This is a genomic window from Euzebya pacifica (assembly GCF_003344865.1).
GTDB classification, from domain to species: Bacteria; Actinomycetota; Nitriliruptoria; order Euzebyales; family Euzebyaceae; genus Euzebya; species Euzebya pacifica.
The window spans coordinates 1,426,313-1,452,761 of the sequence record NZ_CP031165.1 but is presented as its reverse complement, the minus strand read 5'-3'; the positions used below and the strand labels follow the sequence as shown (position 1 = coordinate 1,452,761).

Below are 26,449 nucleotides of genomic sequence, written 5' to 3'. Positions count from 1 at the left end.
GCCCGAATGACCCTGCTCCTGCCCACGAGCGACGGCCCCGACAGGGCCGTGCCGTTCAGCCAACGGCTGGCCACGTCGGCTGGCCGCCTGCTCGACCGTCGCCGGCCCGGCCGCCGGTCGTTCCTGCGCCGTGCAGCCATCGCCGCCACGGCCCTGACGGTCAACCCGATCGACTTCGTGCTGAAGCCGCAGAGCGCCTACGCGAGCGTCTGCGGCCCCTCCAACGAGTGCAGCCAGGGCTGGAGCGCGTTCTGCTGCACCATCAACGGCGGCGCCAACACCTGTCCCGACGGGTCCTACGTGGCCGGCTGGTGGAAGGTGTCGTCCTCGGCGTTCTGCCGTGGCGAGGACCGCTACGTCGTGGACTGCAACCGCACCCCCGGGGAGACGTGCACCTGTCGCTGCGCGGAGGGCGAATGCGACCGCCGCCGGGTGTGCTGCAACAACTTCCGCTACGGCCAGTGCAACCAGCAGATCCCCGGCACCACCGAAGTCGTGTGCCGCATCGTCATCTGCACCCCGCCGTGGGAGTGGGACTCCTCCTGCACCACGACGGTCCGCACCGACGAACGAACCCGTGAGCACACCTCGACCTGCCTGAACGGGCCGAACCCGACCGAGATCGCCGTGGTCCACCAGGACGCCGGCCTCGTGGGCTCGCCGGTCGGTGCCCCCGTGGCGGAGGAGATGACGACCGCCGCCGGTGGTAGCTGGCGCGCCTACGAGAACGGGGTGATCACGCGCGTCGCCGCGTACGGGATCGTCGTCGTCGCGGGGCCGGCTGGCGTGGCCTACCGCGAGGCGGGCGGTCCCGACAGCCCGCTGGGCTACCCGACGGCCGGGCCGACCGACGTCAACGGCGGGCAGGTCCTGCCCGTGGAGGCAGGGACGTTCTACACCCCGGCGACCGGCACGGCCCACGTGCTTGCCGGCCCGGTGCAGCAGGAGTACGAACGCCGGGGCGGACCCGCTGGCTGGCTGGGGTTCCCCGTCAGCGACGTGGTCGACGCGCCCGGTGGCCGTCGCCGTGCGTTCTTCGCCGCCGGGTGGTCGCTGGCCCACGACCCGTCGACGGAGGAGAGGCGGCTGGTCCCCAGCGACGTCGAGCTGCCCGACACGGCCGGCGAGTGGTACACCACCGCACCGGTCGAGCGGCTGGAGGGGGCCGACCGCGTCGCCACCGCCGTCGCGGTGTCGGCGGCCAGCCATCCCGACGGCGCCGAGACGGTGGTCCTGGCGACCGCTGGGGCGTTCGCCGACGCGTTGGCCGGCGGCGTGCTGGCCGGCGTGCGCGGCGGCTCGGTGCTGCTGACCGCGACCGAGGACCTGTCCGCTGCGACGGCCGAGGAGCTGCTGCGCCTGAGCCCCTCCACCGTGGTGGTGGCCGGTGGGTCGGAGGCCGTGGCCGACACGGTGCTGGCTGCCGTCCGCGACCGGCTGCCCGAGGCCGACGTCCGCCGCATCGCCGGTGACGGCCGCTTCGCCACGGCCGTGGCGCTGGCCGAGGAGCAGGTCGGCGAGGACGCTGTTGATGTCGTGTTCGTCGCCAGCGGTCGGACCTTCCCCGACGCGCTTGCCGTCACCCCGGTCGCAGGGCTGGCCGAGGCCCCCCTGCTGCTGACCGAACCGACCGAGCTGCCCGACGTGACCGGCGACGCGCTGGCGCGCTGGATGCCCGGCGAGGTCGTGATCGCCGGTGGTGCGTCCGCGGTGACGGAGGACGTGGTCCGCGCCATCCGGACCCGCGTGCCCCTGGCGAGCGTCCGCCGGATCGCCGGTGACGGCCGATTCGACACCGCGGTCGAGGCCGCCGGCGAGCTGCCCGAGGACCTCGACCGTGCGTTGATCGCCACGGGCGACACCTTCGCCGACGCGCTGTCGGCCGGCGCGGCTGCGGTGGTCGACCCGTCGTGGCTGCTGCTGACCTCCACCGGTGCCCTACCGGTCGCAACCCGTCATGCCATCGCCGAGCTGGGCCCCGAGTCCCTGGTCGTCGTCGGCGGCACGGCGGCCGTGTCCGCGCTCGTCGTCGAGCAGCTCGAGGCGTCCCCGAACGGCCCCCACGCGGTTCGCGAGGACCCCGCGACACCGAACACCGACGGCGACCCAGCCGACGAGCCCGTCGAGGAGGAGACCCCCGACCCCGCGCCGCCACCCACCCTGCCGGGTGTCAGCGGTCGGGGAACCGGCCCTCGCTGACGACCAGCCGGACGGCGTCGGCCAGCCGGGCGCAGAACGCCGGGGTGAGGCCGTCCTCGGCATGCCCGAATCCGGTGGGCTCGTGCCACACGATGACGTGGCCGGCAGCCGCAGCGGCCAGCTCGTCGGCATGCGCGGGTGCGAAGTACGCGTCGTCGGCACCGTGGACGATCAGCAGCGGGACGTCGGTGTCAGCGACGAGCTCGACCGGATCGCCATAGGGCGGGATCTGCTCGGGATCGACCATGCGGAACGACGCCACGGCCTGCCACACCCGCCGCTTGAGCGGTGAGCGCCACAGCGTGTCGAGGGTGACCATGCCGGGCAGGGAGAGGTCCCAGTGCCGTGCGCTGGAGGACACCAGCACCGCCCCGTCGACGTCCAGGCCCTTGGCCAGGGCGTGGGCGGTGGCCGTCCCGCCCAGCGACAGGCCGACCACGACGACCCGTTCGTGGCCCCTCCCCTTGAGGGTGTCGACCGCCGCGTGCACGTCTCGCCATTCGTCCGCGCCGAGGGTCGACCGTCCGCCGGAGCCACCGTGGCCCCGCAGGTCGATGGCGAGCACGTGGTTGGTGGCGGCGAGGTGGTCGGCGAGGAAGGCGTAGGCGGGCTTGCGCCGGTGGGCGGCGAACCCGTGGACGACCACGACCGCCGGATCGTCACGGCTGGGCCCGGGCAGCCACGTGGCCGCCAGGCGGACGCCGTCGTCGGTGGTCAGCCCGATGGTGCGGTGCGGGGCCCGGTGCCCGCCGGTCCAGCCACGGACCTCCGCGAGCCGGTGCCAGGCGCGGCGTTCCTGCCGGCGCTTGGCGGCCATGACGGCCTGGCGGTCGACCTCCGGACGGCGGTCGGGGCTGCCGGTCATCGTTCCGCCGCCTCCCGCAGGAGGGACGCACGCCGGCGTGGGTCGCCGTCGCGGTGCAGGTCGCCACCGATCAGCAGGCAGATGTCGTCGCCGTAGGTCCCGCGCAGCTGTGGTACTCGCTCGACGCTGACCCCTCCCCCCGCCGCGGCCATGATCGCCGGCAGGTCACCGGACGGGCGCAGGCACGCATCGACGGTCGCCAGGGCGTCGGCCTCCTCGATGGGGAACCGGCCGCCCGGGACGATGAAGACCGAGCAGTCGGCGCCGGCCATGCGCGGCAGCAGTCCGTGGACCAGCGCCGGGGCGACGCGGTCCGACAGGCCACCGAACCCGCCGGGGTGGGCGATCACGGGGAGTCCGGCCGTGGCTGCCGCCTCGATGGCGGGGTAGCCGCTGATGCCCGGCTGGACCATCACGGCGCCGGCCCCGGCGTCACGGGCGGCGGCGGCCCGACGAGGCAGGTCGGCGACGGGCCCGTTGAGGCTGGGTGCGTAGACGGCCCTGGTGCCGTTGCGGTCGTTGGCGTCGCGGATCGCCTGGGCGATCGGGCCGATGCGCTCGTCGAACGGGGCCCAGGGCTGGTCGGCCAGCGACTGGTCCTCCTTGACCACGTCCAGCCCACCGGCGGCCAGCTCGTGGGCCATCGCGGCGAGCCGGTCGACGGGCAGGCCGAGCGGCTTGATCGCGCTCATGAGCAACGGTCGGGTGGGCGCGTCGGCGAGGGCGCGGAAGGCTGCCAGCCCGCGAGGCCCGTTGTGGCGGACGGGTGCGGTCCAGCCAGCCGGCGGGGTCAGGTCGACCAGGTCCACCCCGCGACCCAGCGAGACGTTGCCCCACACCACGCTCAGGAGCTGGGTCATCGAGCCGGACACGACCTCGTCGGCCACCGAGATCACGACCCGGTGCCGGCCACCGACGGGCTCGACCGCCTCGACCCGACCCACGACGTGGGTGCCGATGCCGTCGTCGGGGTCGATCAGGTCCAGCGGGAACTCCACCGTCATCTCCCCCGCCATCCAGCGGGCCACGTCACCCACCGCGCCCAGCGCGGGATCGACGAGGTACGTGGCGGTGAAACGGTCGCCCGAGGCGTCGACATCGGTGGGGGCCAGCATCGTCGCCGGAGCGTAGCGGGCAGGAAACCGCGCGACCGACGTCGAACCCTGCCGGCAGACCCCTCGACCAGAAGGCTCCGCCCGCATGCCCCGCCCCACCCTCCGCTCCGCCCTCGCCGCCCTCACCATGGGCGCGGTCGCCCTCGCCCCCACCGTGGGACTCGGCGCCGGCCCGTCGCTGCCGTCGGCCACCGACGCCCAGGTCGCCCAGGCGGCGGCCGCCGGCCTGTCCCTGGACGGGGCCGACCCCACCCGTGTCTTCCCCGACCCGATCATCAACGGCGACTTCCTGCAGTACACCGCCGGCACCCTCGGGGGCCTGGCGATGCCGTACCTGGAGGGGCTGGACGAGCTGGCGAACCGGTATTCGGTCACCCGCGAGGACGGTGCTGGTGCGTTCACGCACGCCGACATCTGCACCTACGTGTGCGACCTGATGGAGGCCGGCGAGATCCAGGTGCTCGACGCTCGCGGTGCCATCGTCGACGACGACGGCGTGCGCAAGATCCTGTCGGCCGGCGGGCGCGAGCTGCCCGTGGTGACCCTGACCGCGCCCGACAGCGCCGACCACCCCGTCGAGGAGCGCCTCGACCTGTACTTCTCCATGTCGATCCACGGCTCGGAGCGTGCGGGTGCCGAGGGTGGCGTCCGGTACATCGAGGACCTGCTGATCGCCTTCGAGGCCGAGCAGCTGGGCGAGGAGCCCCTCACCGGTCCGAAGGTGCTGACCGCCGGCGACCCGACCAACCCCGACTACGCCGAGTACAGCGTCACCGAGGTCATGCAGTCCGCCCGCCTGCACTTCATCGCCCCCAACCCCGACGGCTGGGCCGACGGGGACCGCAACGACGGGCGTGGCCTGTACCACCGGGGCAACGACAACGGCTACGACCTCAACCGGCAGTTCCCCACCCTCGGCTGGCACAACAGCGGCGGACAGCAGTACAACTCGGGCAACGAGAACGAGACCAAGGCCCTGCAGGCGTTCATCGAGGACTACCTGGGCACCCCGCAGGGCGCTGCGGACCTGCACGGCGAGTTCGCCGACAACGTCCTGCTGGCGATCATGTTCCCGGCCGGCCAGTTCGACCCGCTTGCGCTGCAGGGCCAGTACCGGCTGGCCGAGGCCATCAAGCACAACGTCAACACCTCCGTCCACCCCGGTGCGGCCGGCCTGCTGGCGACCATCGGCATGGGCGAGGTCCAGCCGGCGGAGTACCACACGGCCTACGACGCCATCGGCTACGACGACTCCGGCTTCCAGGGCGACTACCTGGTCCAGCAGGGGATCCTCGAGATGGACCACGAGTACATCCTGTCCAACCTCGCCCCGTCCTCGGTGTTCGTGCCCGAGCTGGAGCAGGTGCACGTCGACACGACCCGTGCGCTGCTGGACGCCACCATCGCCCTGACCCTCAAGGCGTACGGCGTCGGCGTCGACGTCCCGGCCGAGCGTGCCGACCGTCGCACCCCGGGCCTGGACTACACCGTCGACATGGACGGCGCCCGCATCGGCTACGTGTACGACCCCGAGACCATCACCGACGAGGACGTGGAGAACGAGCCGCCGTTCGGGCTGCCGCAGGCCGACTACGCCTCCACCAACATGACGTACTTCGAGGACGTCCAGACGGTCATGGCCAACGTGACGATGGAGCCCATCGAGGACGTGACGACGGCCGACCTGTCGACCTTCGACCGGATCGTGGTGGCCGACGACTCGCTGCGGATCGACGACGTCGATGGCTGGGCAGCCCTCGAGGCCTGGACCCGCGCCGGTGGCGACCTGGTCCTGACCGACTCCGCGCTCCAGGCCCTCGAGGTCATCGAGGCCGTCCCTGCCGGCAGCGTCGAACGGGTGACCCAGTACGCCGGTGAGATCTCCGAGGTCGACCGCGACCATCCGCTGCTGGACGGCGTCGGCGGGATCATCCGCCAGACCTACTTCGAGGTGCCGCTGGGCTACCGGATGAACACCGCCCCCGCGTGGTTCGTCGACGCCGACGCCTGGACCGGTGACGTCGCCGCCACGATCGGCGCGACGACGGCCAGCATGGACCTGATCGTCACCTCCACCTACGGCAACGCCACCGACGACGTCGTGCTGGCCGGCGGCGAACCGACGCTCGGCACCATGGCGCTGGACGAGGGCCGGGTCACGATCTTCGGGGCGATCCTGCCCGATGCCGGCAACGTGGGCCCCAACACCCACGGCCTGGCCGACTACGCCGTCACCTACGCCGGCAACGGCATCCTGATGAACATCCTCAAGGGCCTGTAGCCCCCGGGACGCGACGGTCCTGTCCGGTATCAGACTGGTACCATCCGCGCATGGCCATGACCCTCAGGACCGACGCCGCGCTCGACCATGCCCTCGACGTGCTGGCCGAGGCCGAGGGCCTGTCGCGGCAGGAGGTCATCCGTCGTGCCGTGCTCGAACGGTACGAACGGGCGGGTCACGACCGGGCGGTCGCCGAAAGCGCCGACCGGATGATCGAGCGATGGGGGGACGTGCTCGATCGGCTGGGTTCTGCCTGAGGTGGACGGCCCGGTCGTCCACCTGACCCTCGACGACTTCCTCCACATGGTCCGCAGGTTGGGCATCGGACCCGTGAGGGACCTCGGGCTGATCGACGCAGCAGTCGCTCGGCCACGTTCCACGGCGTACGGGACCGACGCCTACCCGACGCTGGGCCTGAAGGCTGCTGCACTCCTGGAGTTGCTCGTCGGCAACCACGCCCTCGTCGACGGCAACAAAAGGATCGCGTGGCTCGCGACCGTGGTCTCCCTCGACCTCAACGGGGTCATGGTGACCCTGGACGACGACGCGGCCTTCGACCTGGTCATGGACGCTGCACAGCGGCGGCTGCCACTCGAGGCGATAGCCAACCGACTGGTCCCCGACGTTGAGCCGGACACCAGGCAGGACTGACGGGGATCCTCATCCCGCCGTGATGGTCTCCCGGAGGGTGCCGGCCAGCGCGGACATGTCGGCGAAGTCACGCCCGGCAGTCTGGCCGTAGGCCATGACCCCCCGGATCAGCAGCCGGGTCACGATCTCGGAGTCGGTCCAGACCTCGCAGCTGCCCTCGACCTGGCTGAACAGCGGGCGCAGCATGTCGAGGGCGTCGTCGGACACGGTGAGCTGGGCAGGCACGGAAACCCCTTCGTCGCTGGTACAGTTGGACCTCGTTGACCCCCGACGTTACTTCCGTCACCCATACACAGGCGTGTGACAAACGGTGCGGTCCGGTCCACGGCGACGTCCGTGGAAGAGTCCATGCGGGGCGACGACTCGACCTCGCGGTAACCGAGAGTTTCGAGAAACGAGCAAACGCGTGAGCAACGCCACAGAGAAGACCTTCGCCGATTTCGGCGTCGACGCGACGATCTGCGAGAGCCTCGCAGAGGTCGGCATCATCCACCCCTTCCCGATCCAGGAGCTGACGCTCCCCCTCGCCCTCACCGGCGCGGACATCATCGGACAGGCCCGGACGGGAACCGGCAAGACCCTGGGCTTCGGGCTGCCGATGCTGCAGCGGGTCGACACCGCCAAGGGCCTGCAGGCCCTCATCATCGTCCCCACCCGTGAGCTGTGCCTCCAGGTGTCCGAAGACCTCATCCAGGCCGGCAAGGGCCGCGGGGTGAAGGTCGTCGCCGTCTACGGCGGCAAGGCCATGCAGCCCCAGATCGACGCGATCGAGGGCGGCGCCCACGTCGTCGTCGGGACGCCCGGTCGACTGCTGGACCTGTCCCGCCGCGGCCACATGGACCTCTCGTCCTGCCGCGGGCTGGTGCTCGACGAGGCCGACGAGATGCTGGACCTGGGCTTCCTGCCCGACGTGGAGGCCCTGATCGAGCAGTGCGCCGACAAGCGGCAGACGCTGCTGTTCTCCGCGACCATGCCGTCGGCGATCGTCGGGCTTGCCCGTCGGTACATGACCAAGCCGACGTTCATGCGCGCCGAGGTCGAGGAGGTGCACGTCGCCCCCAAGACCAAGCAGCACTTCTTCTCCTGCCACCGCATGGACAAGCCGGCCGTCGTGGCCCGGATCCTGCAGACACCCAACCGTGGCCTGTGCGTGATCTTCTGCCGGACCAAGCGGATGGCCGACCAGCTGGCCGAGGACCTGCGCGACCGTGACGTCGCGGCCCAGGCGATCCACTCCGACCTTCGCCAGGAGGCTCGCGAGCGGGCGCTGGAGAAGTTCCGCCAGGGCAAGACCACCGTGCTGTGCGCCACCGAGGTGGCCGCGCGTGGCCTCGACATCGACGACGTCACCCACGTCATCAACTACGACTGCCCCGACGACGAGAAGATGTACCTGCACCGCATCGGCCGCACCGGTCGCGCGGGTGCCGACGGCGTGGCCATCACCTTCGCCGTGTGGAACGAGCTGCCCCGCCTGGAGATGATCCGCCGGGAGCTCGACATCGAGGACGAGATCCACGAGGTCTTCTCCACCTCCCCGCTGCTGGACGAGCTGTTCGACCTGCCGCCGCGCGAGGAGAAGAAGAAGGTCCCCTCGCCCCCCAAGGCCCGCACGGGCAAGCAGTCCCGTTCGCGTCGTCGCGGCGAGCAGTCCAGCGACTCGCGGGACAGCGACAAGGACAAGAGGTCCAGCCGTTCGGAGAAGGCCGACAAGCCGAGCCGCAGCAGCCGCTCCGACGACGGGGACAGCCGCAGCAGCAAGGGCCGTGACCAGTCGAGCAGCCGCAGCAGCCGCAGCAAGGACGACAACGGTGAGGGTGACGAGCAGACCCGCAGCCGGACGCGCACCCGCACGCGTCGTCGTGTGACCAACGACGGTGACGACACCGGCAGGGCCACGTCCTCCGACCGCGGCAAGGACTCCAACGACGACGCCGACGACGACAGCAGCTCGACCAGGACCCGCAGCCGGTCCCGCAGCGGATCGGGTGACCGCACCCGAAGCCGTGACACCAACGGTCGCCAGGACAAGGCGCGCGAGGACGACGGGCGCGAGGACAAGGGCCGCTCGGGAGACCGCTCGGCAGACCGCTCGGCGGACCGCTCGACAGACAAGGCCTCCGGCAAGGGCCGTTCGCCGAAGGCCAAGGCCGACGACCGGTCCGACGACCGGTCCGAGAAGGCCGATCGTGGCGGCCGAGCGTCCAAGGACGACGACCAGAAGGACGACAGCCGCGGTGGGCGCTCCCGCTCCCGCTCGCGTGGCGGCCGCGACAACGACGACCGCAACGGCTCGAGCAGCAAGCGGAACGACGGTGCACGCTCGTCCAGCAAGAAGTCCAGCAGCCGCGGCGGGTCCTCCCGCAACGGTGGGCGTGACAACGACAACGACTCGCGCGGTGGCAGTCGCAACCGCCGGGGCAAGGGCAACGGCAACAGCAACCGGACCCGCGAGAACGACGGGTCGCGCGCTCGCAACCGGCGCAGCGACATCGACGCCGACACCGCCCGCGGAGACGGCCAGCCGCGCCTGAAGCGTCGGATGGACGTCGTCCACCTGCCGTAGCAGGACAGCCTCAGCACATGACGATCGGGTCGGCCACTGGCCGGCCCGATCATCGTTTTCTGGACGGCCCTGTTCTGGACGGCACTGTTCTGGACGGCTCTGGCGTCAGGCCGTCGGCAGGTCGGCGGACATGCCGACCAGCGCGTCGAGCTGCGGGTGCAACGACGGGCCTGCGGCCACGACGCCGCTGTGCCCCGGCATGGTGGTCAACGACGTGACGACCGCCCCGGCCTCCTTTGCGATCAACGCACCAGCCGCCCAGTCCCACCGCTGGGTGGAGTCCTCGAAGTAGGCGTCGACCTCTCCGGCTGCCACCCGACACAGGTCGAGCGCAGCGGACCCGACCCGGCGGACGTCGCGGACGTGGCCCAGGACCTGACTGACCAGCGCGGCCTGGCGGAGGCGGTGGTCCCGGTCGTAGGAGAACCCCGTGGAGACCAGCGCCATCGGCAGCTCGACCGGGTCGTTGACGTGCAACGGCCGGCCGTTGGCCGTGGCCCCTCCCCCACGGTGCGCCGAGTGCATGATCCCCGTCGTTGGCTCGAAGACAGCGGCGGCGAGGCCATGCCAGCTGCCGTCGTCGGCCTGCTGCTCCACGGCCACGCTGACCCCCCAGCCGATGTGGCCGTAGAGGTAGTTGACCGTGCCGTCCAGCGGGTCGACGACCCAGCGAAGGCCGCTGCTGCCGGTGCGGTCGGCCCCCTCCTCACCGAGGATCCCGTCGTCGGGGCGGGCGGCCTCGATCGCGCGGACGAGGGCCTGCTCGCTCTCCTGGTCGGCCATGGAGACCGGGTCGGTCGCGCTGGTCTTGGTGGCCACTGACAGGTCGGCACCCGAGCGGAGCCGCCGCTGGTGGTACAGCAGCACGTCGCCGGCGACATGGGCAACCGAGGCCGCGAGCTCGGCGAGCTGCGCCGGCGTGCTCGGGCTGCTCATCGCGGAAGGCCCACCGAGGGCTTCAGCCAGGTGCGACGTTCACCGCACGGGCAGGTCGCGAACACCGGGTGGGACCGGTTGGGCAGCACGACGGCGAGGGGAAACGCCCGCTTGACGGCGGTGCCGAGCGGCATCGGGCAGGTCACACCGCAGTGGCTGCACTCGACCTGCAGCAGGCTCTTGCCGGTCGGGACCGACCGGCCGGGAGGCGGCCCCGGCGCGGTCGGATCGTCCCGAGTCGTGGAGGGGTCGTCGGCCGGAGGTCGGTCGCCGGCGGGCGGCGCCACGGGCGGGGGCACGGGCGGCGCGACGGGTGTGCCCGGCGGCGGCACGTCTGCGCGCACCTCGGGCCGGGGGCGACGCGGGGACGTGGTCGAGCTGGCAGCGTTGGAGGCGCTGGCAACGTTGGAGGCGCTGAAGAGGGCCGCGCGGCCCTTGACGTCGGCAGCGCCGGAGTCGGGCTCGCGTGCCTCCTCGCGATCCTCCAGGCGCTTCGCCGGCGGCTTGATGCGGTCGAATCCGGCCATCAACGGTTTCCTTCGGCCGCGGCGAGGTCCTCGGGGTGGACAGTCAGACCGTGCAGGTCGGCGGCGATCACCCGGTAGGCGGCCGCGCCCGGCACCTTCGGCGCATGGGAGAGGATCGTCCGGCCCATGTTCGGGGCCTCGGCGAAGCGGACGGACTTGCGGACCGGGACCCCGAGCACCTTCAGCCCGTAGCGGCTCTGCACGTCCTCCAGCACCTCACGGCTGTGGCGGGTGCGCGTGTCGAACATCGTGGCGACAAGGCCGGCGACCTCGAGCTGGGGGTTGGTCAGCTTCTGGATGTCCGCGATGGTCTCCAGCAGCTGCGACACGCCGCGATGGGACAGCGTCTCGCACTGCACCGGGATGACGACCTTGTCGGCCGCGGTCAGGCCGTTCAGCGTCAGGACGCCCAGCGACGGGGGGCAGTCGATGAAGATCGCGTCGTAGGACTCGCGCAGGTCGATCAGCTCGGCCCGGAGCACGTACTCACGGCCCGTGCGGGACAGCAGCGCCACCTCGGCACCGGCCAGGTCGAGGTTGGCGGGCGCCAGGTCGCACTCGTCGTGGGTGAGGACGGTCTCGGCCAGCGTGCCCCTTCCGGTGACGACCTCGTGGATCGTCGGGGACAGCTCGTCGGGGTCGAACCCCAGCGAGAAGGTCAGGCAGGCCTGCGGGTCCAGGTCGACGGTCAGGACGTTCAGCCCCCGGGCCGCCAGCGCGGCGGCCAACGAGGCGGTGGTCGTGGTCTTCGCCACGCCGCCCTTCTGGTTTGCCACCGCGTACACGACTGCGCTCATCGGCTCGCAGACTACAGCCGTCCTGCCCCTTGCCCCCAAGCACGAGGCCTCAAGCAGGACGTGGAGCGGCCGATCTGGAGTGCGCAGGACCCCACCGGCACGGACGCCACGTTCCTTCGTACCCCTCTCCGGGAGAACCGTTTCCAATGGCCAAGTCGTCACGTCGCCGCGTCCCCCGCCAGCCGGCCAAGCCGCTGCTGTCCGCCTGCATGATCGTCAAGGACGAGGAGGCGGTCATCGAACGCTGCCTCGCCGCGCTCGAACCGCTCGTCGACGAGATCGTCGTGCACGACACCGGTTCGACGGACCGCACGGTGGAGATCTGTGAGTCCATGGGCGCCCGGGTCATCCGCGGCGAGTGGCGAGACGACTTCTCCTGGGCCCGCAACGTCTCGATCGAGGCAGCGCGCGGCGAGTGGGTGCTCGTCGTCGATGCCGATGAGGTGCTGGTCCCGACCAACTTCACCGGCCTGCGCCGTCTGCTCCGCGAGGGGGACCTCGACGGCTACCGAGCACAGGTCAACAACGCCCAGGACGTGACCGGGCGGACCTCCGTCGTGCACACCTCCGTGCGGCTGTTCCGCCAGACCATGTTCCGTTATTCGGGCCGCATCCACGAACAGGTCGTCTCCATCGCGTCCCATCAGGTGCGCGTCGACGCCGGCGAGGTGCTGGAGCTCGACCACTGGGGCTACCTGCCCGAGGTCATGGCGGCCAAGGACAAGGCCAACCGCAACATCCACCTGGCCGAGGTGTCCCACCAGGAGGAGGGCACCGAGAAGTCGATCCTGGAGACCGCCCGGGCGCTGAGCCTGGGCAACGAACACGAACGCACCCTCGAACGGCTGGAGCTGATCCGCGACGCCGAGGACGAAGGGGTGCGCCACAGCGCCCTGCAGCTGGGCGTGCAGATCCACTCGCGCATGGGCCACCTCGACGAGGCGCTGGCGTGGCTGGAGGACCTGCTGTCCATCGGCCGGTCGAGCGCCCTGACCACCTACCTGCACGGCTACGTGCTGATGATGGACCAGCGCTGGGAGGAGGCGATCGCCGTCCTCGACACCGAGCACGACGTCGCCGCGTCCATGGCGCACGGCGTCAGCCACTCCACCGATGGCGCCCGGGCGTTGATTGCCCGCTGCCTCGTGGCCCTGGGTCGTGAGGAGGAGGGGCTGGACGTCTACCTCGACGTCGCCACCGAAGGGCCGCTGGACATGTGGCCCGAGCTGCTCCGGGTGCTGTACCTGCGCGGCGAGATGGACCGCGCCGTCCCGGCGTTCCTCGGGCGTGACATGGAGGCGAGCGGGCATCGGCTGCGTGCGGCCCTGGCCATGCTCGTGTCGTGCCCCGTCGAGGTCGGCGATGCCTTCGCGGAGGCCCTGTATACCGCCAACCCCGGTGACCGCCATGCCCTGGCGTTCATCTCCATGGTCGGCCACCGGCTGCCGCTGGACCGGGCGGTCACCTGGTCGGCGCGTGCTCGCGACGTCGGGCTGGACCAGGGCTGTCCGCTGCTGCGTCAGGCCGACGAGCTGACCATCCCGGCGACGCAGCGTGTCAGCGCATCGGCGGCGGCCATGCAGGCGTTCGGTGACGGGCAGGCGGTGGGCTCGCTGGGCCGTGCGGCCCGCGACCTGTCCGACGACGAGGTGCTCGAGGCCCTGTACACCGTGGGTGAGGTGGCGCCGTCCGCGCTGGAGACCTTCGTGCTCGGCGTCGTGACCTCGCAGGCCCGCGCCCTGGTCATGGCCCGTGCCCTGGCCCAGCTGCACGCCGAGGAGCAGGCGGTCGCGGTGCTGCGCATGGGGCTGGAGGACCTCGACGCCGATGACTCGACCGCCGAGCTGCGTGGCATGCTCGGCGAGCTGGAGTCCGCCGGCGTCTGACCCTCCGCCCGAGGCGGCGCGGCAAGTCGAGCGCCGTCGTGATGTCACACCCCCCCGTCATACTTGACGCATGAAGGTCGAGCTGGATCGAGCGCCGGATGGAGGGTCCTCCGCCGGTGTCGGTGTGCTCGATCCGGTTGACGCCGTGGTCGCCAAGCTGCGGCAGGTCGACCGGTTGATGGCCGAGGTCCTTCGAGGGATCCAGCAGGCCGGCGGCGTCTCGCGTGACGGCATGCCGTCCCGGCGCCTGATCGGCCTCGCCGCCGACGTGACGGGTGCAGAAGCCGGGTTCCTGGAGCGGTGCGTGCAGACGCTGTCGGCGATGCCCGAGACCTGGCAGGCCTTCGACCAGGGCTGCCTGTCCTGGTCACAGGTCCGCACCATCGTCATGGCAGCACGTGACCTCTCCGTCGCCCAACGACAGACCCTCGACGACCAGCTCGCCGCCGCCCTCGGCACCGCCCGCGACGTCGAACCCGACCGGATCGGCGACATCACCGCCGACCTCGCCTGGCGCATCGACCGCAAGGCCGTCGACACGGCCGCAGAGCGGGCCCCGGACCATGCCTCGGCCGTCTGCCAGCCGTCCTTCGACGGCTGGGGCGACTGGTACATCCACGCCGACCCCGAGCTCAACGCCGTCCTCGGCCAGGCCATGAACGCCGCCGCCGACCGACCCACATCAGCACAGGCACCCGCAGGCCACGACAACCACCTCGACACCCCCAGCGACGACGTGCCACGCGGCGAAGACGTTGTCCGTGATGACGAGGGCACGCCGATCCCCAAGAAGTACCGGGACACCCGACCACGACGGGTCCAGCTCGCCGAAGGGCTGTACCGGGCGCTCAGCGAGTGGCTTGCCACCCCCGCACCCGGACGGCCCGCCCGACCCCGCCTGTCGGCCATCGTCGACGTCAAGGACCTCCTCGCCGATGGTGACGACGACGGGCTCGACGGCCGGGCGACCGGGCGGTTGTTGTGGCAGACCGCCGGCGGATCCACCCGCATCAGCCAGGTCACCGCCCAGGCCTGGGCGTGCGACGCCACCATGATCCCGATCATCACCGACGGCACGTTGATGATGGCCGCCGGCCGTGGCGACACCCCCGTCACCAAACCCCTCCGCGACGCCCTCGACGCCAGGGACCAGGGCTGCAGGTTCCCCGGCTGTCGTGCGCCGGCACGGTGGACCGACGCCCACCACGTCATCCCACGGCCCGGCCCGACCGATACCACGAACATGGTCTTGCTGTGCCGTCGCTGCCACCTGCGGGTCCACGCCCCCGGCTGGACCCAGACCCTTCAGCCCGACGGCACCTACATCGTCGCCCACGGTCGCACCCGGCTGGTCTCCCGGCCACCGCTACGACCGACCCAACCCAGACCGGCCCAACCCAGAACCACCTGACCCGCACCCCACCCGACCAGGTGGGGCCACAGCCACGTCCACGGCCGGCCTGCCAGCGGGCCGCCATCCGACTCAGGCCAGGAGGGCCGCTTCCTTATCCTCAGGCAGGCCGACTGGTGGCCGGTCCGTGCGCTGTTCCGGCGGACCGTCAAGGGACTCGAGCCACGTCCACGTGTCCGCCACCGTCTCCTCCACGGGCCGGCAGGCCAGACCGGTCGCCAGGGCCCGCGAGACGTCCGACCGGTGCATCGCGTCGTGGGCCTCGCCCGGCGGCAGCCAGATCGGCAGCTCCGTCCACGGCGCCACTTCGGCGGCCAGCACGACGTCGGGCTCGACCCAGCGCAGCGCGGCGTCCGACCCGGTGGCCACGACGCAGGCCGCGAGCAGCTGCCCCATCGTGGCGTGCCCGGATGGGCTGACCAGGTCGTGGGGGCCCGACCGCCCGGCAACCGCCGCATCGAGGATCCACCGGGCCAGGTCACGGGCGTCGATGAGCTGCAACGGCAGGTCCGCCGGCCCGGGAGCAACGACAGGACCACCACGCGCGATCCGTTGCAGCCACCAGGGCAGACGGCCGACGTTCTCCCATGGCCCGAGGATCAAACCCGCACGGACCAGCAGCGACCGGTCCCCCAGCGCCTCCTCGACGGCAACCTCGGCTGCGCGCTTGGCCTGCGGATAGGGCGGATCCGCCTCCTCGCCCATCTCGCCCGCGCCCACCTCGACCAACGGGGCTGACTCGTCGGCCCCCGCCGGAGGCGCCCACGCGTAGACCGATCGGCTGGACACGAACACGTAGCGCCCGACGCGGTCCGACAGGGCCGTCGCGGCCCGTTCGACGACCGCCGGTGCCGACGACCACGTGTCGACCACGACGTCCCACTCCCCATCGACCAGCGACGACAACCCGCCGGCGTCCCGACGGTCGCCGCGGCGAGCGTCCACGCCCGGCACGTCGACACCGTGCCCACGGTTCAGGGTCGTGACCGACCAGCCGCGAGCCAACGCGTCCTCGACCACCGCCCGTCCGACGAAGGAGGTCCCACCCAGCACCAGAAGTCGCATGCACCACAGCATGCCGCCGTGGACGGGCCGGCGTCAGGCCGATCCGGCGAGCCAGGCCTGCAGGTCCGCCGGCAACGACATCGACAGCCGTTCGCGGTAGCGGTCCATGACCGGGCTCGGCACCGAGGCCTCGCCCGACCCGGTGAGGCCTCGCCGGAAGAACGCCGACGGATCCCGCAACACGCCGCCGGCATCGGGCGCCAGGTGGTCGGCCCTGGCCCTCATGGCCGTGAACGACGCGGCCTCGACCAGCAGCGGCCATTCCACGCCGTACGCCTCGGGCCCACCGAACCCCAACCGGTTCGCCAGCAAGGCCATCTGTTCGTCGAGGTCGGTCAGGAGGTCGGCGTATCGGAGCAGGACCACGTCGTCGTCACCTCGTCGCCCCCATGCGTCGGTGAGGTGGTGCAGCACGCCATCGAGCGAGTCCAGGCGTGCTCTGGGGTCGGCGACCTCGTCCACCCATGCGGCGAGCCATTCCTCCAACGGGGCGCGTCCCGCGATCGACGACGGCGACCCGGTCAGCTCCGCGAGTCGTTCCCGGTCGAGGTTGGATCCCTGGTGGTACAGCGACACCGCCGCGTCCAGCGGGTCGCGCACAACCACGATCCGCCACACCCCAGGGACGGCCGGTACGCCGTCCAACGGCGTGTGGGTCTTGAGCACCCGGCGCCGCTCCTGCGCCGACACGCGCGACACCACGGCAGGGATGGGCTCGACGAGGTGGTCCACCCATGGCGACAGCTGCCACAGCGGCGCGGGCCATCGATCCACTGGTCCGTGGACGAGCAGCAGCAGGATCGTCTGCAACCACGTCGTCCCGTGCTTGGACCGTGTGGACACGACGACGTCCCCGGCACGGAGCACGGGGACGAGCGAGGCCCAGCGGTCGCTGTCCTCGTCAGCAGATCGATATCGCTGGACGAGGGGCCCTTTTGGTCAGCTGCCGATTAGCGGGGTCTTCGTGGAGAGTCCGGGCTGGTGCAGGATCGCCTGGACCGCACGGTTGTTGCGCGTGTTGATCACGATCGGGCCGAGCAGGTTGGCGGTGGTCTCCTCGATCGACTCACCGATCGTCAACACCACCAGCACCACCGCGTCCTCGGCAACGGTCAGGTCGAGGGACCCGACGGTGGCGTCGTCGAGCTCGGGTTCGTAGTCGGGGAAGAAGACGAACGGCGAGACGACGACGAACTCCAGTCCCTCCGTCTCGACGTTGCGCATGACGGAGAAGGGGCTCGAGGGGTCATCGCCCCACACCTCCATCCCCCAGGTACGGGCGTCGGGGAATCCGGGCACGGCAGAGACGAACTCGACGAACGCAGTGTCGGTCTCGGGCTCGGTCATCACCGGTGTGGCCATTCCAGTCATCGTGGGTTCTCCGATGTCGGGCAGACGTTAGCGCAGGAAGTCCAGCAGGGAGGGCTGGATGACCCGCGAGGTGGCGTTGAGGGCCGCCTGGTAGGCGACCTCCTGGAGCTGGAGCTCCATGATGGTTTCGGGAAGGTCGACGTCTTCCGCCTCGCTCAGGCGGGTCTTGAGGTTGATCTCGTCGCTGGTCGCTCGTTCACGCATGTTCTCGATCCGGTTCGTGCGGGCACCGATGTCCCCGAGCGCGGTGAGGACCGTGTCGACGCGTGTGTCCAGGTTGTCGAGGTTGTTGGCGACGACGTCCTCGGGGTTGTTCCGCAGGTCGTCGGCGATCTGGGTCAGGACGTCGAAGACCGAGCCGGCACCGCTGCCGAACACCTCGATCCCGCTGACGTTGACGGCGATCTGCTGGCCGTCGGCGAGGGTGCGCTCCACCTGTCCGGTGTCGCCCTGGAAGTTGCCGGCGGCATCGAAGGCCGCGGGGACATCGGCGTTGCCAGCGAACAGCAGCCGCCCGGCGTAGCGCGAGTTGGCGATCTCGGTGAGGCCCGCACGGATCGCCTCGATCTCCTGCGCCATGTTCTCGCGGGAGACGGGGTCCAGCGTGGAGTTGCCACCCTGCACGGTCAGGTCGCGAACCCGACGCAACATGTTGCTGCTGCCCTGCAGGGCGGCATCGGCGGTGTTCAGCCAGCCGACGGCGTTGTCGGCGTTGCGGAGGTGCTGCTCGCGCCGTGCCAACGACGACCTGGTCTGCATGGCCGTGACCAACCCGGTCGGCGAGTCCGACGGACGGTTCAGCTGACGGCCGGTCGACAGCTGCTCCTGCAGCCGTTGGGTTCGGCCGAGGCTCTTCTGCAGGTTGGCGAGGGACGACCTGGCCACCATGCCCTGGGTGATGCGCGTCATGGGCTACCTCCCCACCGATCCGGTGCCGTTGATGAGCCGTTCGATCATCTCGTCGATGGCGGTCAGGAACCGCGCGGACGCGTCGTAGGCCTGCTGGAAGGCGACCAGGTTGCTCATCTCCTCGTCGATCGACACGCCGCTGACGGCTTCCCGTTGGGCGTCGAACTGGGTGGTCAGGGATTCCTGGAGGGTCAGGCGCTGGTTGGCGGTCTGCGCCGACACGCCGAGCTCGGCGATCAACGCCCGGTAGGCGTCGTCGGGTCCGCCGGCGAGGCCCGCGAGCTCCGCCATCGCCACGGCGTTGCTGCCGTCGAACGCGCCGGCTCCAGCTGCGGCCAGGCCGATCGCACGCGGTCGGCCGAGCACGGACGGGTCGAGGGCGAAGTCACGTGCACCGGTGGCGGCGAAGAAGTTGCCAGCGGCGTTGCCGTCGAGGTCCTGTCCTTGCTGGTGCTGTCCGTTGACGACGTCGGCGAGCTGGACGGCGAGGGCGTCGATGCGCGCTTGGTGTTCGGGGATGAGCACGTTCGTGGACTGCAGCAACCCCTCGATCCGTCCGCCGGTCGGCCGCAGGGGCACCGGGGAGTTGGAGACGCGCAGCACGACGCCGCCGGGGTTGGACGTGTCCAGCGACACCTCGTTGACGCGGCCGGCCGCCACGACCGCGGCGCCGCCGATGGACACCGAGAGCAGGCCGTTGTTGTCGGTCCGCGCCGTCACGCCGACGTGTTCGGAGAGGGTCCGCACCAGCTGGTCGCGCTGGTCGAGCAGGTCGTTGGGAACCGTGCCCGAGTCGGTGGCTGCGCTGATGGCGATGTTGAGGTCGGCCAGCTGGTGGGCGATGCCGTTGATGTCGGTCACCGTCGCCCGGGCGCGCTGGATCACGTCGCCCTGCATCTCGTCGAACTCGTGGGACAGGCTCTGGAAGCGTCCGGCCACCGCCGCACCGCGCTGCAGGAGGGCGGCGCGCGCGGCCTCGTCCTCGGGGGTGAGGGCCGCGGAGTCCCATGCCGACCAGAACTGCTGCAGCTCCGAGGACAGGCCGAACTCGCCCGGCTCGGCGAACGCCAACTCGAGGCGTTCCAGCGTCAGCTGTCGTTCGTCGGCCAGGCCCAGCGCGGCCCGTTCGGTGTTGACGCGGTTCACGAGGAACTGGTCGACGATGCGGGTCTGGGCGGCGACGTCGACGCCGCCGGCCTGGTAGTGGCTACCGGCGTGCAGTGCGATGGAGCTGCCGTCGATGGCGGCGAGGTCGACACGCTGGCGGGAGTACCCGGGGGTGTTGACGTTGGCGATGTTGTGGCCGGTCGCCTCGATGGCGCGTCGCTGTGCCGCGAGCGCCGAGGACGCAACCGAGAGACCCGAGAAGGTCGAGGGCATCACATCACCTCGTCGAGCAATCGGGTCAGCTGCCCCGATCGCGCAACGCTGAGCCCACCTGGTCCGTAGGTTTCGACTCGCTCAGCACCCAGCACGGCCAGCGCTTCCCTGGCGGCCGTGTAGCCGCGAGCCAACAGCTCACGGTTGGTTTCTGCCAGACCCACGATTTCCTGCGTTGCCTGCAGGAAGGCCTGGCGGTGTTCCTCGAAGATGCCGCTCCACGGGGCGGGCAGCACGTCGACGAGGGACTTCAGCGTCGGGGTCTCTGCGACCCCCATTTCCCGGCACAGGGCCGAGACCTCGAACGCACGGGCGAGCTCGACCTGCTTGACCTCGTCGATCAGCATCTCGATCTCGCGCGTGGCATGACTCAACCAACGTGTGCGGCCGGTTGCCAGCAGGCTCTGCTCGACCTCGAGCTTGAACTGCAGCAGCTCGAGCAGCTGGCGTTCACGCCACAGGATGTTGGATACATCGCTGTATGCCACAGGGGGGCTCCTCGGAGGTCGGACAGGGGGTGTTGCCCTCCTGATCGGCTGCCCTCCAGCGCACCTGAGCGTTCTGTGCCACCTATCGCAGGCGTCAGCTGAGCAGACCCCGCTCGACGGCCGCAACCACGGCCTCGCGGCGGCTCGTGACGCCGAGCTTGCCGTAGATGTTGGACAGGTGCGTCTTCACCGTGGCCGCCGACACGTGCATCGTCTCGGCGATCTCGCGGTTGGACAGGTGGCGCCCCAGCTCGGCGAGGACCTCCAGCTCCTTGCGGGTCAGCAGCCCGTTGTCCCGTTCCTCCTCCTCGGGCTCGGGCTCCTGCAGCTCGAGGCCGGCCGTGGCCAGCACCGAGAGCGGGCTCCCGGCCAGCACGCGCTGCCCCGCGAGCAGGCGTTCGCACGCCGCGCGCAGGTCGTCGAGGCCGACGGAGCGGTCGATGACACCCTCCACACCCATGCTGAGGATGCCGCGCAGCTGCACCACATCGACCCGTTCCAGCAGCACCAGCACGCGGGGGGGCATGTCCGGGTCCGGACCGGGGAGTGCGCGCAGCCGCTTGATCGCCTCCTCCAGCGGTTCCTTGCTGGCCCCGATGACCGCCAGGTCCAGCCGATCCCCGATGGCCTGCGCCGCAACCTTCGCCGACGGCGTGTCGGAAGCCACCCGCATGGCGCTGTCACTGAGGAGCTGACGCACCCCTGCACGCAGCAGCGGCCATCCGTCGACCACGACGGCGACACCGGCGAACGGCTTGGACGGCTCCAGCCGGTTGGCACGTCGGTCGGTCTGGCGCCGGTCGTTGGGCACAGGGACCTGGCGTCGACGGCGATCCTGCCGGCGCCGCTCGACGGGAAGGTCCTGGAGATCGTCGGGTTCCACCACTGGTTCGGTGAAGTATGCGGCACGTCGGTGGGTCCACGAGGGACGCGTCGCACGGACTAGTTCCTTCGGCTGCCGACGCCTGATCAGTTCGGGCCACGAACGCTACGTATGTGCGCACTCACCCGGCGCAGTACTTCATCCCCCCGGCGGATGGCTCACCCGTCCGAACGGCCACATCGTGATGCACATGGCCCACCGCACCGCTTCCCCCGCCGCAACCACCGAGGACGAGATCGTCCGTGCGCACCTGCCGCTGGTCCACTACGGCGTGGCGGAGCTGGCCGGCCGGATCCCCCGACACGTCTCTCGTGAGGACCTGGCGTCGGCAGCCATGTTCGGGTTGGCACAGGCCGCGCGGTCCTTCGACGAGTCCAAGGGCATCGCGTTCGACAAGTACGCCATGATCCGGATTCGTGGTGCCCTGCTGGACGAGCTGCGCAGCCGCGACTGGGCCTCGCGCTCGGTCCGCAGCATGGCCCGCAAGATGGAGTCGGCCAAGGAGACGCTGCAGGTCCGCAACGGTCGCACCCCCACCATGGAGGAGACAGCCGCGGAGATGGGTGTCGAGGTCGAGCGTGTCCAGCGCATCGTCGACGACGTGCACCGCGGGACCGTCCTCAACTACGAGTCGCTCCTGACCGAGGGCAGCATCGCCGACGTCCTCCCCGACGACGCCCCCACGCCGGCCGACGAGATCATCTCCCGCGAACGTCGTGCCTTCCTCATGGACGCCATCGTCGCCCTGCCCGAGCGGTTGCGGCACGTCGTCGTCGGCTACTTCTTCGAGGAGCGTCCGATGCAGGAGATCGCCGACGAGCTGGGCGTCTCGGAGTCTCGCGTCTCGCAGATGCGCGGTGAGGCCCTCGCCCTGATGGAGAAGGGCATCAACGCGTCCCTGGACCCCGACCTCGTTCCTGCCGAGCCGCGCCCCAACGGTCGCCTTGCTCGCAAGCACGCTGCGTACTACGCGGCCGTGGCCACCGGCTCGACCGCCCGCGCACGCATCGACGCCGACGCCGCCGACGTCAGCGCCCGCCTGCGGCACCAGTTCGCCGCCAGCGCCTGACCGAGGCCGCCGACCCACCACGATCCACACGCCGCGCCCCCACCTCCTCCCTGGGTGGGGGCGCTGTGGTTTCCCGGACCGGAAACAATTTCTCTCGTTCTCCTCAAGCACGAGGACCCCCGGACGATTGAGGACCTGTCGGCACAACCCGCGGAGAACGGGCGCCGACCGTCGGCGGAGTCCGACGACAACTGAATAGCGCACCGCCTCGTCGCAACGGGCCGGCGCGCACCACAAGCATCGAACGTGCTCAACGGATTGAGCTCGGCTTACCCCATCCACCCGCCTCGAGCGGGTGACCCACCCGCACCCATCGGGTGCACAGATCCACACTCACGGAGGAGATCCGGATCATGCGTATCAACCAGAACATCGCCAGCATGAACGCCAACCGCAACCTGTCGCAGACGAGCAACCGTCTGGGCAAGTCGCTGGAGAAGCTGTCGTCAGGCTTCCGCATCAACCGCGCCGGCGACGACGCCGCTGGCCTCGTCATCAGCGAGAACCTGCGCTCGCAGGTCGGCGGCATGAAGGTCGCCGTCCGCAACGCCCAGGACGGCGTGTCGGTCGTGCAGACCGCAGAAGGCGCCCTCACCGAGGTCCACTCGATGCTGCAGCGCATCCGTGACCTCTCGGTCCAGGCGTCCAACACCGGCGCCAACGGCGGCGAGACCGGCGCATCGGTCGCCGCAGCCCAGGCCGAGGTCAACCAGCTGGTCGCCGCCATCGACCAGGTCGTGGACAACACCGCCTTCAACGGGCAGAACCTGCTGAACGGCACCGGGACCCTCAGCTTCCAGGTCGGCGCCAACGGCAACGAGACCATCACCGTCGGCCTGTCCGACATGAACGCCGCGGTCCTCGGCATCACGGCCACCAAGCTGTCGGACCTGTCCGCCGCTGCGTCCTTCTCCTCCAGCGCCACCGCTGCGAGCGAGGCCATCGCCGTCGTCGACGCCGCCATCGCACAGGTGTCCAGCTTCCGCGGAACCCTGGGTGCCACCCAGAACCGCCTCGAGCACACCATCAACAACCTGCAGGTGGCCACCGAGAACCTGTCGGCCTCCGAATCCCGCATCCGTGACGCCGACATGGCCCAGGAGATGACGGAGTTCACCCGCAACCAGATCCTGTCCCAGGCCGGCACCGCCATGCTCAGCCAGGCCAACAGCATCCCCCAGGGTGTGCTGAGCCTCCTGCAGGGCTAGGACCCAGGTCAGACCTGATCAGCAAGACGGTCGGCGCACGGACGCGCCGGCCGAGCCACCACGCGCTGCATCCCGCTCAAGGAGGAGCACCACATGCGGATCAATCAGAACACGATGGCGATGAACGCCCATCGCAACCTGTCGAGCACCCAGAACTCGCTCGGCAAGTCCCTCGAGAAGCTCTCCTCGGGCTTCCGCATCAACCGTGCCGGCGACGACGCCGCTGGCCTGGTCATCAGCGAGAACCTGCGCTCGCAGGTCGGCGGCCTCAAGGTCGCCACCCGCAACGCCCAGGACGGCATCAGCGTCGTCCAGACCGCAGAAGGAGCCCTCACCGAGGTCCACTCCATGCTGCAGCGGGCCCGCGACCTCGCCGTCCAGGCCTCCAACACCGGCGCCAACGGTGGCCACACCGGCTCCTCCGTGGCCGCGGCCCAGGCCGAGCTCGACGAGCTCGTCGGCGCCATCGAGCAGATCGCCGACACCACCAAGTTCAACGGCACCAGCCTGATGAACAGCACCAACAGCCTGACCTTCCAGGTCGGCGCCAACGGCGGCGAGACCGTCGCCATCACCCTCGCCGACATGCAGACCGCAGCCCTGGGCATCGACACCCTCGTCTCGGGCCAGGCCGGCGACTTCGACTCGGGCGCCGGCGCCGCCAGCGCCGCCATCGCCACCATCGACGCCGCCATCAGCACCGTCTCCAGCTTCCGCGGAACCCTGGGCGCCACCCAGAACCGCCTCGAACACACCATCAACAACCTCCAGGTCGCCACCGAGAACCTGTCCGCCTCCGAATCGCGCATCCGCGACGTCGACATGGCCCAGGAGATGACCAACTTCACCCGCAACCAGATCCTGTCCCAGGCAGGAACCGCCATGCTCAGCCAGGCCAACGCCGTCCCCCAGGGCGTCCTGAGCCTGCTGCAGTAGGCCCCAGACACAACGTCGGGCGTCGCGACGCGACGCCCGACCACACAGTCAGTTCTCCCCGCTTGGGCGGGAGGCACGTGCGCAGGTTCTGGTCGCACGGTCTCCCGCCCTCGTGGAGGTTTTGGCGTTCCGGGAGGCACCTCGACGGCCAGCTGACCACTGGCTCGACCCCTCAGGTCCGGCGCGTTGCTGCCGATACCAACGGTGTGACCGACGGACTGGTCACCGGCCGCCGACCCCAGGGTGCGGCAGCCACGTCATCGCCATCAGCTTCAAGGAGGAAGTCTGGCAACCCCGCCCGGGGTCTGACTCGGGCACCCGCGTCATCGCACGCGTGCCACCAGGGACGGTGGCCGACCGAGGACGTGTCACAGGCCGTGCATCGGCATCGACCGCGACGTGTCGCGAGGCATCGACGCCATGCACCAACACACCTCACGGACGAGCCGGCGACCACCGGTCGGTCCGCCTGCCCGAAAACCTCGTGTGGTTGCCTCAACTGGTTGCGGGCCCAGCCGATGAGCACCTGACAGCGGCACGGAAGGACCCGGCTGCTGCAACGTCAACGTCATTCGACTGGTGGTCAACCCAAATGGGCCTGCGGATCAATCAGAACATCATGGCGACGAATTCCCACCGGAATCTGTCGCAGACCCAAGGCGCGCTCAGCAAGAGCCTGGAGAAGCTCTCCTCGGGCTTCCGCATCAACCGTGCGGCCGACGACGCCGCCGGCCTGGTCATCTCCGAGAACCTGCGCTCGCAGATCGGTGGTGTCCAGACCGCCGTGCGCAACGCCCAGGACGGCATCTCCGTGGTGCAGACCGCAGAAGGTGCGCTGACAGAGGTCCACGCGATGCTGCAGCGCATCCGCGACCTCGCCGTCCAGGCCTCCAACGAGGGCGCCAACGGCGGCTTCGGTGGCGCCTCGGTGGCTGCCGCACAGGCCGAGGTCACCCAGCTCGTGGACGCGGTCGACCAGATCGCCCAGAGCACCAAGTTCAACGGCACCTCGCTGCTCAGCGGATCGGCGACCCTGACGTTCCAGGTCGGCGCCAACTCCGGCGAGACGATCGACGTCGCAACCGCCGACATGACCATCACCACGGGCCTCGGCATCAACGGCATCGACTTCACCTCGGCGACCGGCGCCGCTGCGGCCGCGATCTCGACGATCGACGCCGCCATCGGCACGGTGTCGACCTACCGCGGCACGCTCGGCGCAACCCAGAACCGCCTCGAGCACCAGATCAACAACCTCCAGGTGGCCGCAGAGAACCTGTCCGCCTCGGAGTCGCGCATCCGCGACGCCGACATGGCCGCAGAGATGTCGACGTTCACCCGCAACCAGATCCTGTCCCAGGCCGGCACCGCGATGCTCGCCCAGGCCAACCAGGTCCCGCAGGGCGTCCTCAGCCTGCTGCAGCAGTAACCAGACCGCCCGCCGCTGCCCAGCGGCCGGCGCACCCGCCGCCCCGTTCGAGCCTGCTCGGACGGGGCGTCGAAGGTTTTGCTCAGCTCGAGCCGTGACCTACCGATGAAGGTCATGAGCGATCAACGGATTGATCGCCTCGACAGCACTTCACGCGAAGATCACACCGCACCCGATTTCACGGAGGAAACGGGCCCATGCGCACCCATGCGAACGCGATGGCGTCACGCGCCCATCGGCAAGTCGCCAACCTGCGGGTCGCGACAGCGAACCTGACGGCCTCGACATCACGCATCAGCGACGTCGACCTGGCCTCGGCGCTGTCGACCCTGACCCGCACCAAGATCCTTTCCCGAGCCGGCACCAAGGTGCTGTCGCGGGCCGACGCCGTCCAGCAGCGAGTCCTTTCGCTGCCGGACTGACCGTTCGGAAAGGGGCGGTGACCAACGGATTGGTCGCCGTCACCCGCCCCGACCC

At 70.6% G+C, this 26,449-nt stretch carries 25 protein-coding genes; 12 read left to right on the top strand and 13 right to left on the bottom strand.

Going from position 1 to position 26,449, the window contains the following annotated elements; genetic code table 11:
* Positions 1 to 6 precede the first annotated feature (6 nt).
* On the top strand, positions 7 to 2,199 hold the full coding sequence (locus DVS28_RS05940) for a cell wall-binding repeat-containing protein (protein ID WP_114590642.1): 2,193 nt from the start codon (positions 7 to 9) through the stop codon (positions 2,197 to 2,199).
* Here DVS28_RS05940 and DVS28_RS05935 read toward each other — a convergent pair.
* Together DVS28_RS05935 and DVS28_RS05930 are read right to left on the bottom strand one after the other, a co-directional pair.
* Positions 2,171 to 3,064, bottom strand: a complete 894-nt coding sequence (locus DVS28_RS05935) for an alpha/beta hydrolase (protein WP_164709987.1) — start codon at positions 3,062 to 3,064, stop codon at positions 2,171 to 2,173. The genes DVS28_RS05940 and DVS28_RS05935 overlap by 29 nt on opposite strands.
* Positions 3,061 to 4,179, bottom strand: coding sequence for a RuBisCO large subunit C-terminal-like domain-containing protein (locus DVS28_RS05930; protein ID WP_164709986.1), 1,119 nt, complete (start codon positions 4,177 to 4,179; stop codon positions 3,061 to 3,063). Before DVS28_RS05930 ends, DVS28_RS05935 begins: the two co-directional genes overlap by 4 nt.
* Positions 4,180 to 4,264: 85 nt before the next feature.
* Here DVS28_RS05930 and DVS28_RS05925 point away from each other — a divergent pair, with 85 nt between their 5' ends.
* The 3 genes from DVS28_RS05925 to DVS28_RS05915 are packed head-to-tail and all read left to right on the top strand — an operon-like array spanning position 4,265 to position 7,111.
* A complete protein-coding gene (locus DVS28_RS05925; RefSeq protein ID WP_164709985.1) occupies positions 4,265 to 6,460 on the top strand; it encodes a M14 family zinc carboxypeptidase in 2,196 nt (731 codons plus the stop codon).
* Between the two features lie 50 nt (positions 6,461 to 6,510).
* The gene (locus DVS28_RS05920) at positions 6,511 to 6,717 is read left to right on the top strand and encodes a ribbon-helix-helix domain-containing protein (RefSeq protein WP_114590638.1); all 207 of its coding nucleotides are present in this window, start codon (positions 6,511 to 6,513) and stop codon (positions 6,715 to 6,717) included.
* 1 nt (position 6,718) lies between these two features.
* Positions 6,719 to 7,111, top strand: a complete 393-nt coding sequence (locus DVS28_RS05915) for a type II toxin-antitoxin system death-on-curing family toxin (RefSeq protein WP_216826425.1) — start codon at positions 6,719 to 6,721, stop codon at positions 7,109 to 7,111.
* A 9-nt stretch (positions 7,112 to 7,120) separates the two neighbouring features.
* On the opposite strand, the gene DVS28_RS05910 is transcribed toward DVS28_RS05915, so the two are convergent.
* A complete protein-coding gene (locus DVS28_RS05910; RefSeq protein ID WP_114590637.1) occupies positions 7,121 to 7,336 on the bottom strand; it encodes a hypothetical protein in 216 nt (71 codons plus the stop codon).
* Positions 7,337 to 7,517: 181 nt separating this feature from the next.
* Here DVS28_RS05910 and DVS28_RS05905 point away from each other — a divergent pair, with 181 nt between their 5' ends.
* A complete protein-coding gene (locus DVS28_RS05905) occupies positions 7,518 to 9,677 on the top strand; it encodes a DEAD/DEAH box helicase (protein WP_216826424.1) in 2,160 nt (719 codons plus the stop codon).
* Positions 9,678 to 9,782: 105 nt separating this feature from the next.
* Here DVS28_RS05905 and DVS28_RS05900 read toward each other — a convergent pair whose 3' ends face one another.
* Genes DVS28_RS05900 through DVS28_RS05890 form a run of 3 tightly spaced genes read right to left on the bottom strand, consistent with a single transcriptional unit; the run spans position 9,783 to position 11,937 of the window.
* On the bottom strand, positions 9,783 to 10,613 hold the full coding sequence (locus tag DVS28_RS05900) for an inositol monophosphatase family protein (RefSeq protein ID WP_114590635.1): 831 nt from the start codon (positions 10,611 to 10,613) through the stop codon (positions 9,783 to 9,785).
* Entirely contained in the window at positions 10,610 to 11,140 is a 531-nt protein-coding gene (locus DVS28_RS05895) for a hypothetical protein (protein WP_114590634.1), read from the bottom strand. The genes DVS28_RS05900 and DVS28_RS05895 overlap by 4 nt, the downstream gene beginning before the upstream one ends.
* Positions 11,140 to 11,937 carry a ParA family protein gene (locus DVS28_RS05890; protein ID WP_114590633.1) on the bottom strand — a complete coding sequence of 266 codons (798 nt, stop codon included), beginning with the start codon at positions 11,935 to 11,937 and terminating at the stop codon, positions 11,140 to 11,142. The genes DVS28_RS05895 and DVS28_RS05890 overlap by 1 nt, the downstream gene beginning before the upstream one ends.
* A 146-nt stretch (positions 11,938 to 12,083) precedes the next feature.
* On the opposite strand from DVS28_RS05890, the gene DVS28_RS05885 reads away from it, so the two are divergent.
* Together DVS28_RS05885 and DVS28_RS05880 are read left to right on the top strand one after the other, a co-directional pair.
* Positions 12,084 to 13,823 carry a glycosyltransferase gene (locus DVS28_RS05885; RefSeq protein ID WP_114590632.1) on the top strand — a complete coding sequence of 580 codons (1,740 nt, stop codon included), beginning with the start codon at positions 12,084 to 12,086 and terminating at the stop codon, positions 13,821 to 13,823.
* 70 nt (positions 13,824 to 13,893) lie between these two features.
* Entirely contained in the window at positions 13,894 to 15,234 is a 1,341-nt protein-coding gene (locus tag DVS28_RS05880; RefSeq protein ID WP_114590631.1) for an HNH endonuclease signature motif containing protein, read from the top strand.
* A 72-nt stretch (positions 15,235 to 15,306) separates the two neighbouring features.
* On the opposite strand, the gene DVS28_RS05875 is transcribed toward DVS28_RS05880, so the two are convergent.
* From DVS28_RS05875 to DVS28_RS05845, 7 genes are all read right to left on the bottom strand, one after another.
* Positions 15,307 to 16,299 (bottom strand): NAD-dependent epimerase/dehydratase family protein, encoded by a 993-nt coding sequence (locus DVS28_RS05875; protein ID WP_114594019.1) that lies wholly within the window; start codon positions 16,297 to 16,299, stop codon positions 15,307 to 15,309.
* A gap of 33 nt (positions 16,300 to 16,332) precedes the next feature.
* The gene (locus DVS28_RS05870; RefSeq protein WP_216826423.1) at positions 16,333 to 17,142 is read right to left on the bottom strand and encodes a sulfotransferase domain-containing protein; all 810 of its coding nucleotides are present in this window, start codon (positions 17,140 to 17,142) and stop codon (positions 16,333 to 16,335) included.
* 96 nt (positions 17,143 to 17,238) lie between these two features.
* Positions 17,239 to 17,661 (bottom strand): flagellar assembly protein FliW, encoded by a 423-nt coding sequence (locus DVS28_RS05865; RefSeq protein ID WP_164709984.1) that lies wholly within the window; start codon positions 17,659 to 17,661, stop codon positions 17,239 to 17,241.
* A 36-nt stretch (positions 17,662 to 17,697) separates the two neighbouring features.
* Complete coding sequence (gene flgL / locus DVS28_RS05860; protein ID WP_114590628.1) at positions 17,698 to 18,579, bottom strand: flagellar hook-associated protein FlgL; 882 nt, start codon at positions 18,577 to 18,579, stop codon at positions 17,698 to 17,700.
* A gap of 3 nt (positions 18,580 to 18,582) precedes the next feature.
* Positions 18,583 to 19,959, bottom strand: a complete 1,377-nt coding sequence (flgK, locus tag DVS28_RS05855; protein WP_114590627.1) for a flagellar hook-associated protein FlgK — start codon at positions 19,957 to 19,959, stop codon at positions 18,583 to 18,585.
* Positions 19,959 to 20,447: a flagellar protein FlgN gene (locus DVS28_RS05850; protein WP_114590626.1), complete on the bottom strand. Its 489-nt coding sequence runs from the start codon at positions 20,445 to 20,447 to the stop codon at positions 19,959 to 19,961. Before DVS28_RS05850 ends, flgK begins: the two co-directional genes overlap by 1 nt.
* 94 nt (positions 20,448 to 20,541) lie before the next feature.
* Positions 20,542 to 21,330 carry a helix-turn-helix transcriptional regulator gene (locus DVS28_RS05845; protein WP_164709983.1) on the bottom strand — a complete coding sequence of 263 codons (789 nt, stop codon included), beginning with the start codon at positions 21,328 to 21,330 and terminating at the stop codon, positions 20,542 to 20,544.
* Between the two features lie 190 nt (positions 21,331 to 21,520).
* Here DVS28_RS05845 and DVS28_RS05840 point away from each other — a divergent pair, with 190 nt between their 5' ends.
* The 5 genes from DVS28_RS05840 to DVS28_RS05820 all read left to right on the top strand — a co-directional run bounded on the left by DVS28_RS05840 (position 21,521) and on the right by DVS28_RS05820 (position 26,394).
* Complete coding sequence (locus tag DVS28_RS05840) at positions 21,521 to 22,399, top strand: sigma-70 family RNA polymerase sigma factor (RefSeq protein WP_216826422.1); 879 nt, start codon at positions 21,521 to 21,523, stop codon at positions 22,397 to 22,399.
* Positions 22,400 to 22,752: 353 nt separating this feature from the next.
* Positions 22,753 to 23,607 (top strand): flagellin N-terminal helical domain-containing protein, encoded by an 855-nt coding sequence (locus tag DVS28_RS05835; RefSeq protein ID WP_114594018.1) that lies wholly within the window; start codon positions 22,753 to 22,755, stop codon positions 23,605 to 23,607.
* A gap of 93 nt (positions 23,608 to 23,700) precedes the next feature.
* Positions 23,701 to 24,543, top strand: a complete 843-nt coding sequence (locus tag DVS28_RS05830; protein ID WP_114590623.1) for a flagellin N-terminal helical domain-containing protein — start codon at positions 23,701 to 23,703, stop codon at positions 24,541 to 24,543.
* Between the two features lie 592 nt (positions 24,544 to 25,135).
* Complete coding sequence (locus DVS28_RS05825) at positions 25,136 to 25,972, top strand: flagellin N-terminal helical domain-containing protein (protein WP_114590622.1); 837 nt, start codon at positions 25,136 to 25,138, stop codon at positions 25,970 to 25,972.
* A gap of 197 nt (positions 25,973 to 26,169) precedes the next feature.
* Positions 26,170 to 26,394: a flagellin gene (locus DVS28_RS05820; RefSeq protein ID WP_114590621.1), complete on the top strand. Its 225-nt coding sequence runs from the start codon at positions 26,170 to 26,172 to the stop codon at positions 26,392 to 26,394.
* The last annotated feature ends 55 nt before the right edge of the window (positions 26,395 to 26,449 follow it).

Bases quoted from the DNA above. Each gene is read 5' to 3' on its own strand.
- DVS28_RS05940 (WP_114590642.1), top strand. From the start codon at position 7: ATGACCCTGCTCCTGCCCACGAGCGACGGCCCCGACAGGGCCGTGCCG.
- DVS28_RS05835 (WP_114594018.1), top strand. From the start codon at position 22,753: ATGCGTATCAACCAGAACATCGCCAGCATGAACGCCAACCGCAACCTG.
- DVS28_RS05875 (WP_114594019.1), bottom strand. From the start codon at position 16,299: ATGCGACTTCTGGTGCTGGGTGGGACCTCCTTCGTCGGACGGGCGGTG.
- DVS28_RS05935 (WP_164709987.1), bottom strand. From the start codon at position 3,064: ATGACCGGCAGCCCCGACCGCCGTCCGGAGGTCGACCGCCAGGCCGTC.
- DVS28_RS05865 (WP_164709984.1), bottom strand. From the start codon at position 17,661: ATGGCCACACCGGTGATGACCGAGCCCGAGACCGACACTGCGTTCGTC.
- DVS28_RS05890 (WP_114590633.1), bottom strand. From the start codon at position 11,937: ATGAGCGCAGTCGTGTACGCGGTGGCAAACCAGAAGGGCGGCGTGGCG.
- DVS28_RS05920 (WP_114590638.1), top strand. From the start codon at position 6,511: ATGGCCATGACCCTCAGGACCGACGCCGCGCTCGACCATGCCCTCGAC.
- DVS28_RS05820 (WP_114590621.1), top strand. From the start codon at position 26,170: ATGCGCACCCATGCGAACGCGATGGCGTCACGCGCCCATCGGCAAGTC.
- flgK (WP_114590627.1), bottom strand. From the start codon at position 19,959: ATGCCCTCGACCTTCTCGGGTCTCTCGGTTGCGTCCTCGGCGCTCGCG.
- DVS28_RS05880 (WP_114590631.1), top strand. From the start codon at position 13,894: ATGAAGGTCGAGCTGGATCGAGCGCCGGATGGAGGGTCCTCCGCCGGT.
- DVS28_RS05885 (WP_114590632.1), top strand. From the start codon at position 12,084: ATGGCCAAGTCGTCACGTCGCCGCGTCCCCCGCCAGCCGGCCAAGCCG.
- flgL (WP_114590628.1), bottom strand. From the start codon at position 18,579: ATGACGCGCATCACCCAGGGCATGGTGGCCAGGTCGTCCCTCGCCAAC.
- DVS28_RS05925 (WP_164709985.1), top strand. From the start codon at position 4,265: ATGCCCCGCCCCACCCTCCGCTCCGCCCTCGCCGCCCTCACCATGGGC.
- DVS28_RS05825 (WP_114590622.1), top strand. From the start codon at position 25,136: ATGGGCCTGCGGATCAATCAGAACATCATGGCGACGAATTCCCACCGG.
- DVS28_RS05895 (WP_114590634.1), bottom strand. From the start codon at position 11,140: ATGGCCGGATTCGACCGCATCAAGCCGCCGGCGAAGCGCCTGGAGGAT.
- DVS28_RS05840 (WP_216826422.1), top strand. From the start codon at position 21,521: ATGGCCCACCGCACCGCTTCCCCCGCCGCAACCACCGAGGACGAGATC.
- DVS28_RS05830 (WP_114590623.1), top strand. From the start codon at position 23,701: ATGCGGATCAATCAGAACACGATGGCGATGAACGCCCATCGCAACCTG.
- DVS28_RS05930 (WP_164709986.1), bottom strand. From the start codon at position 4,179: ATGCTGGCCCCCACCGATGTCGACGCCTCGGGCGACCGTTTCACCGCC.
- DVS28_RS05900 (WP_114590635.1), bottom strand. From the start codon at position 10,613: ATGAGCAGCCCGAGCACGCCGGCGCAGCTCGCCGAGCTCGCGGCCTCG.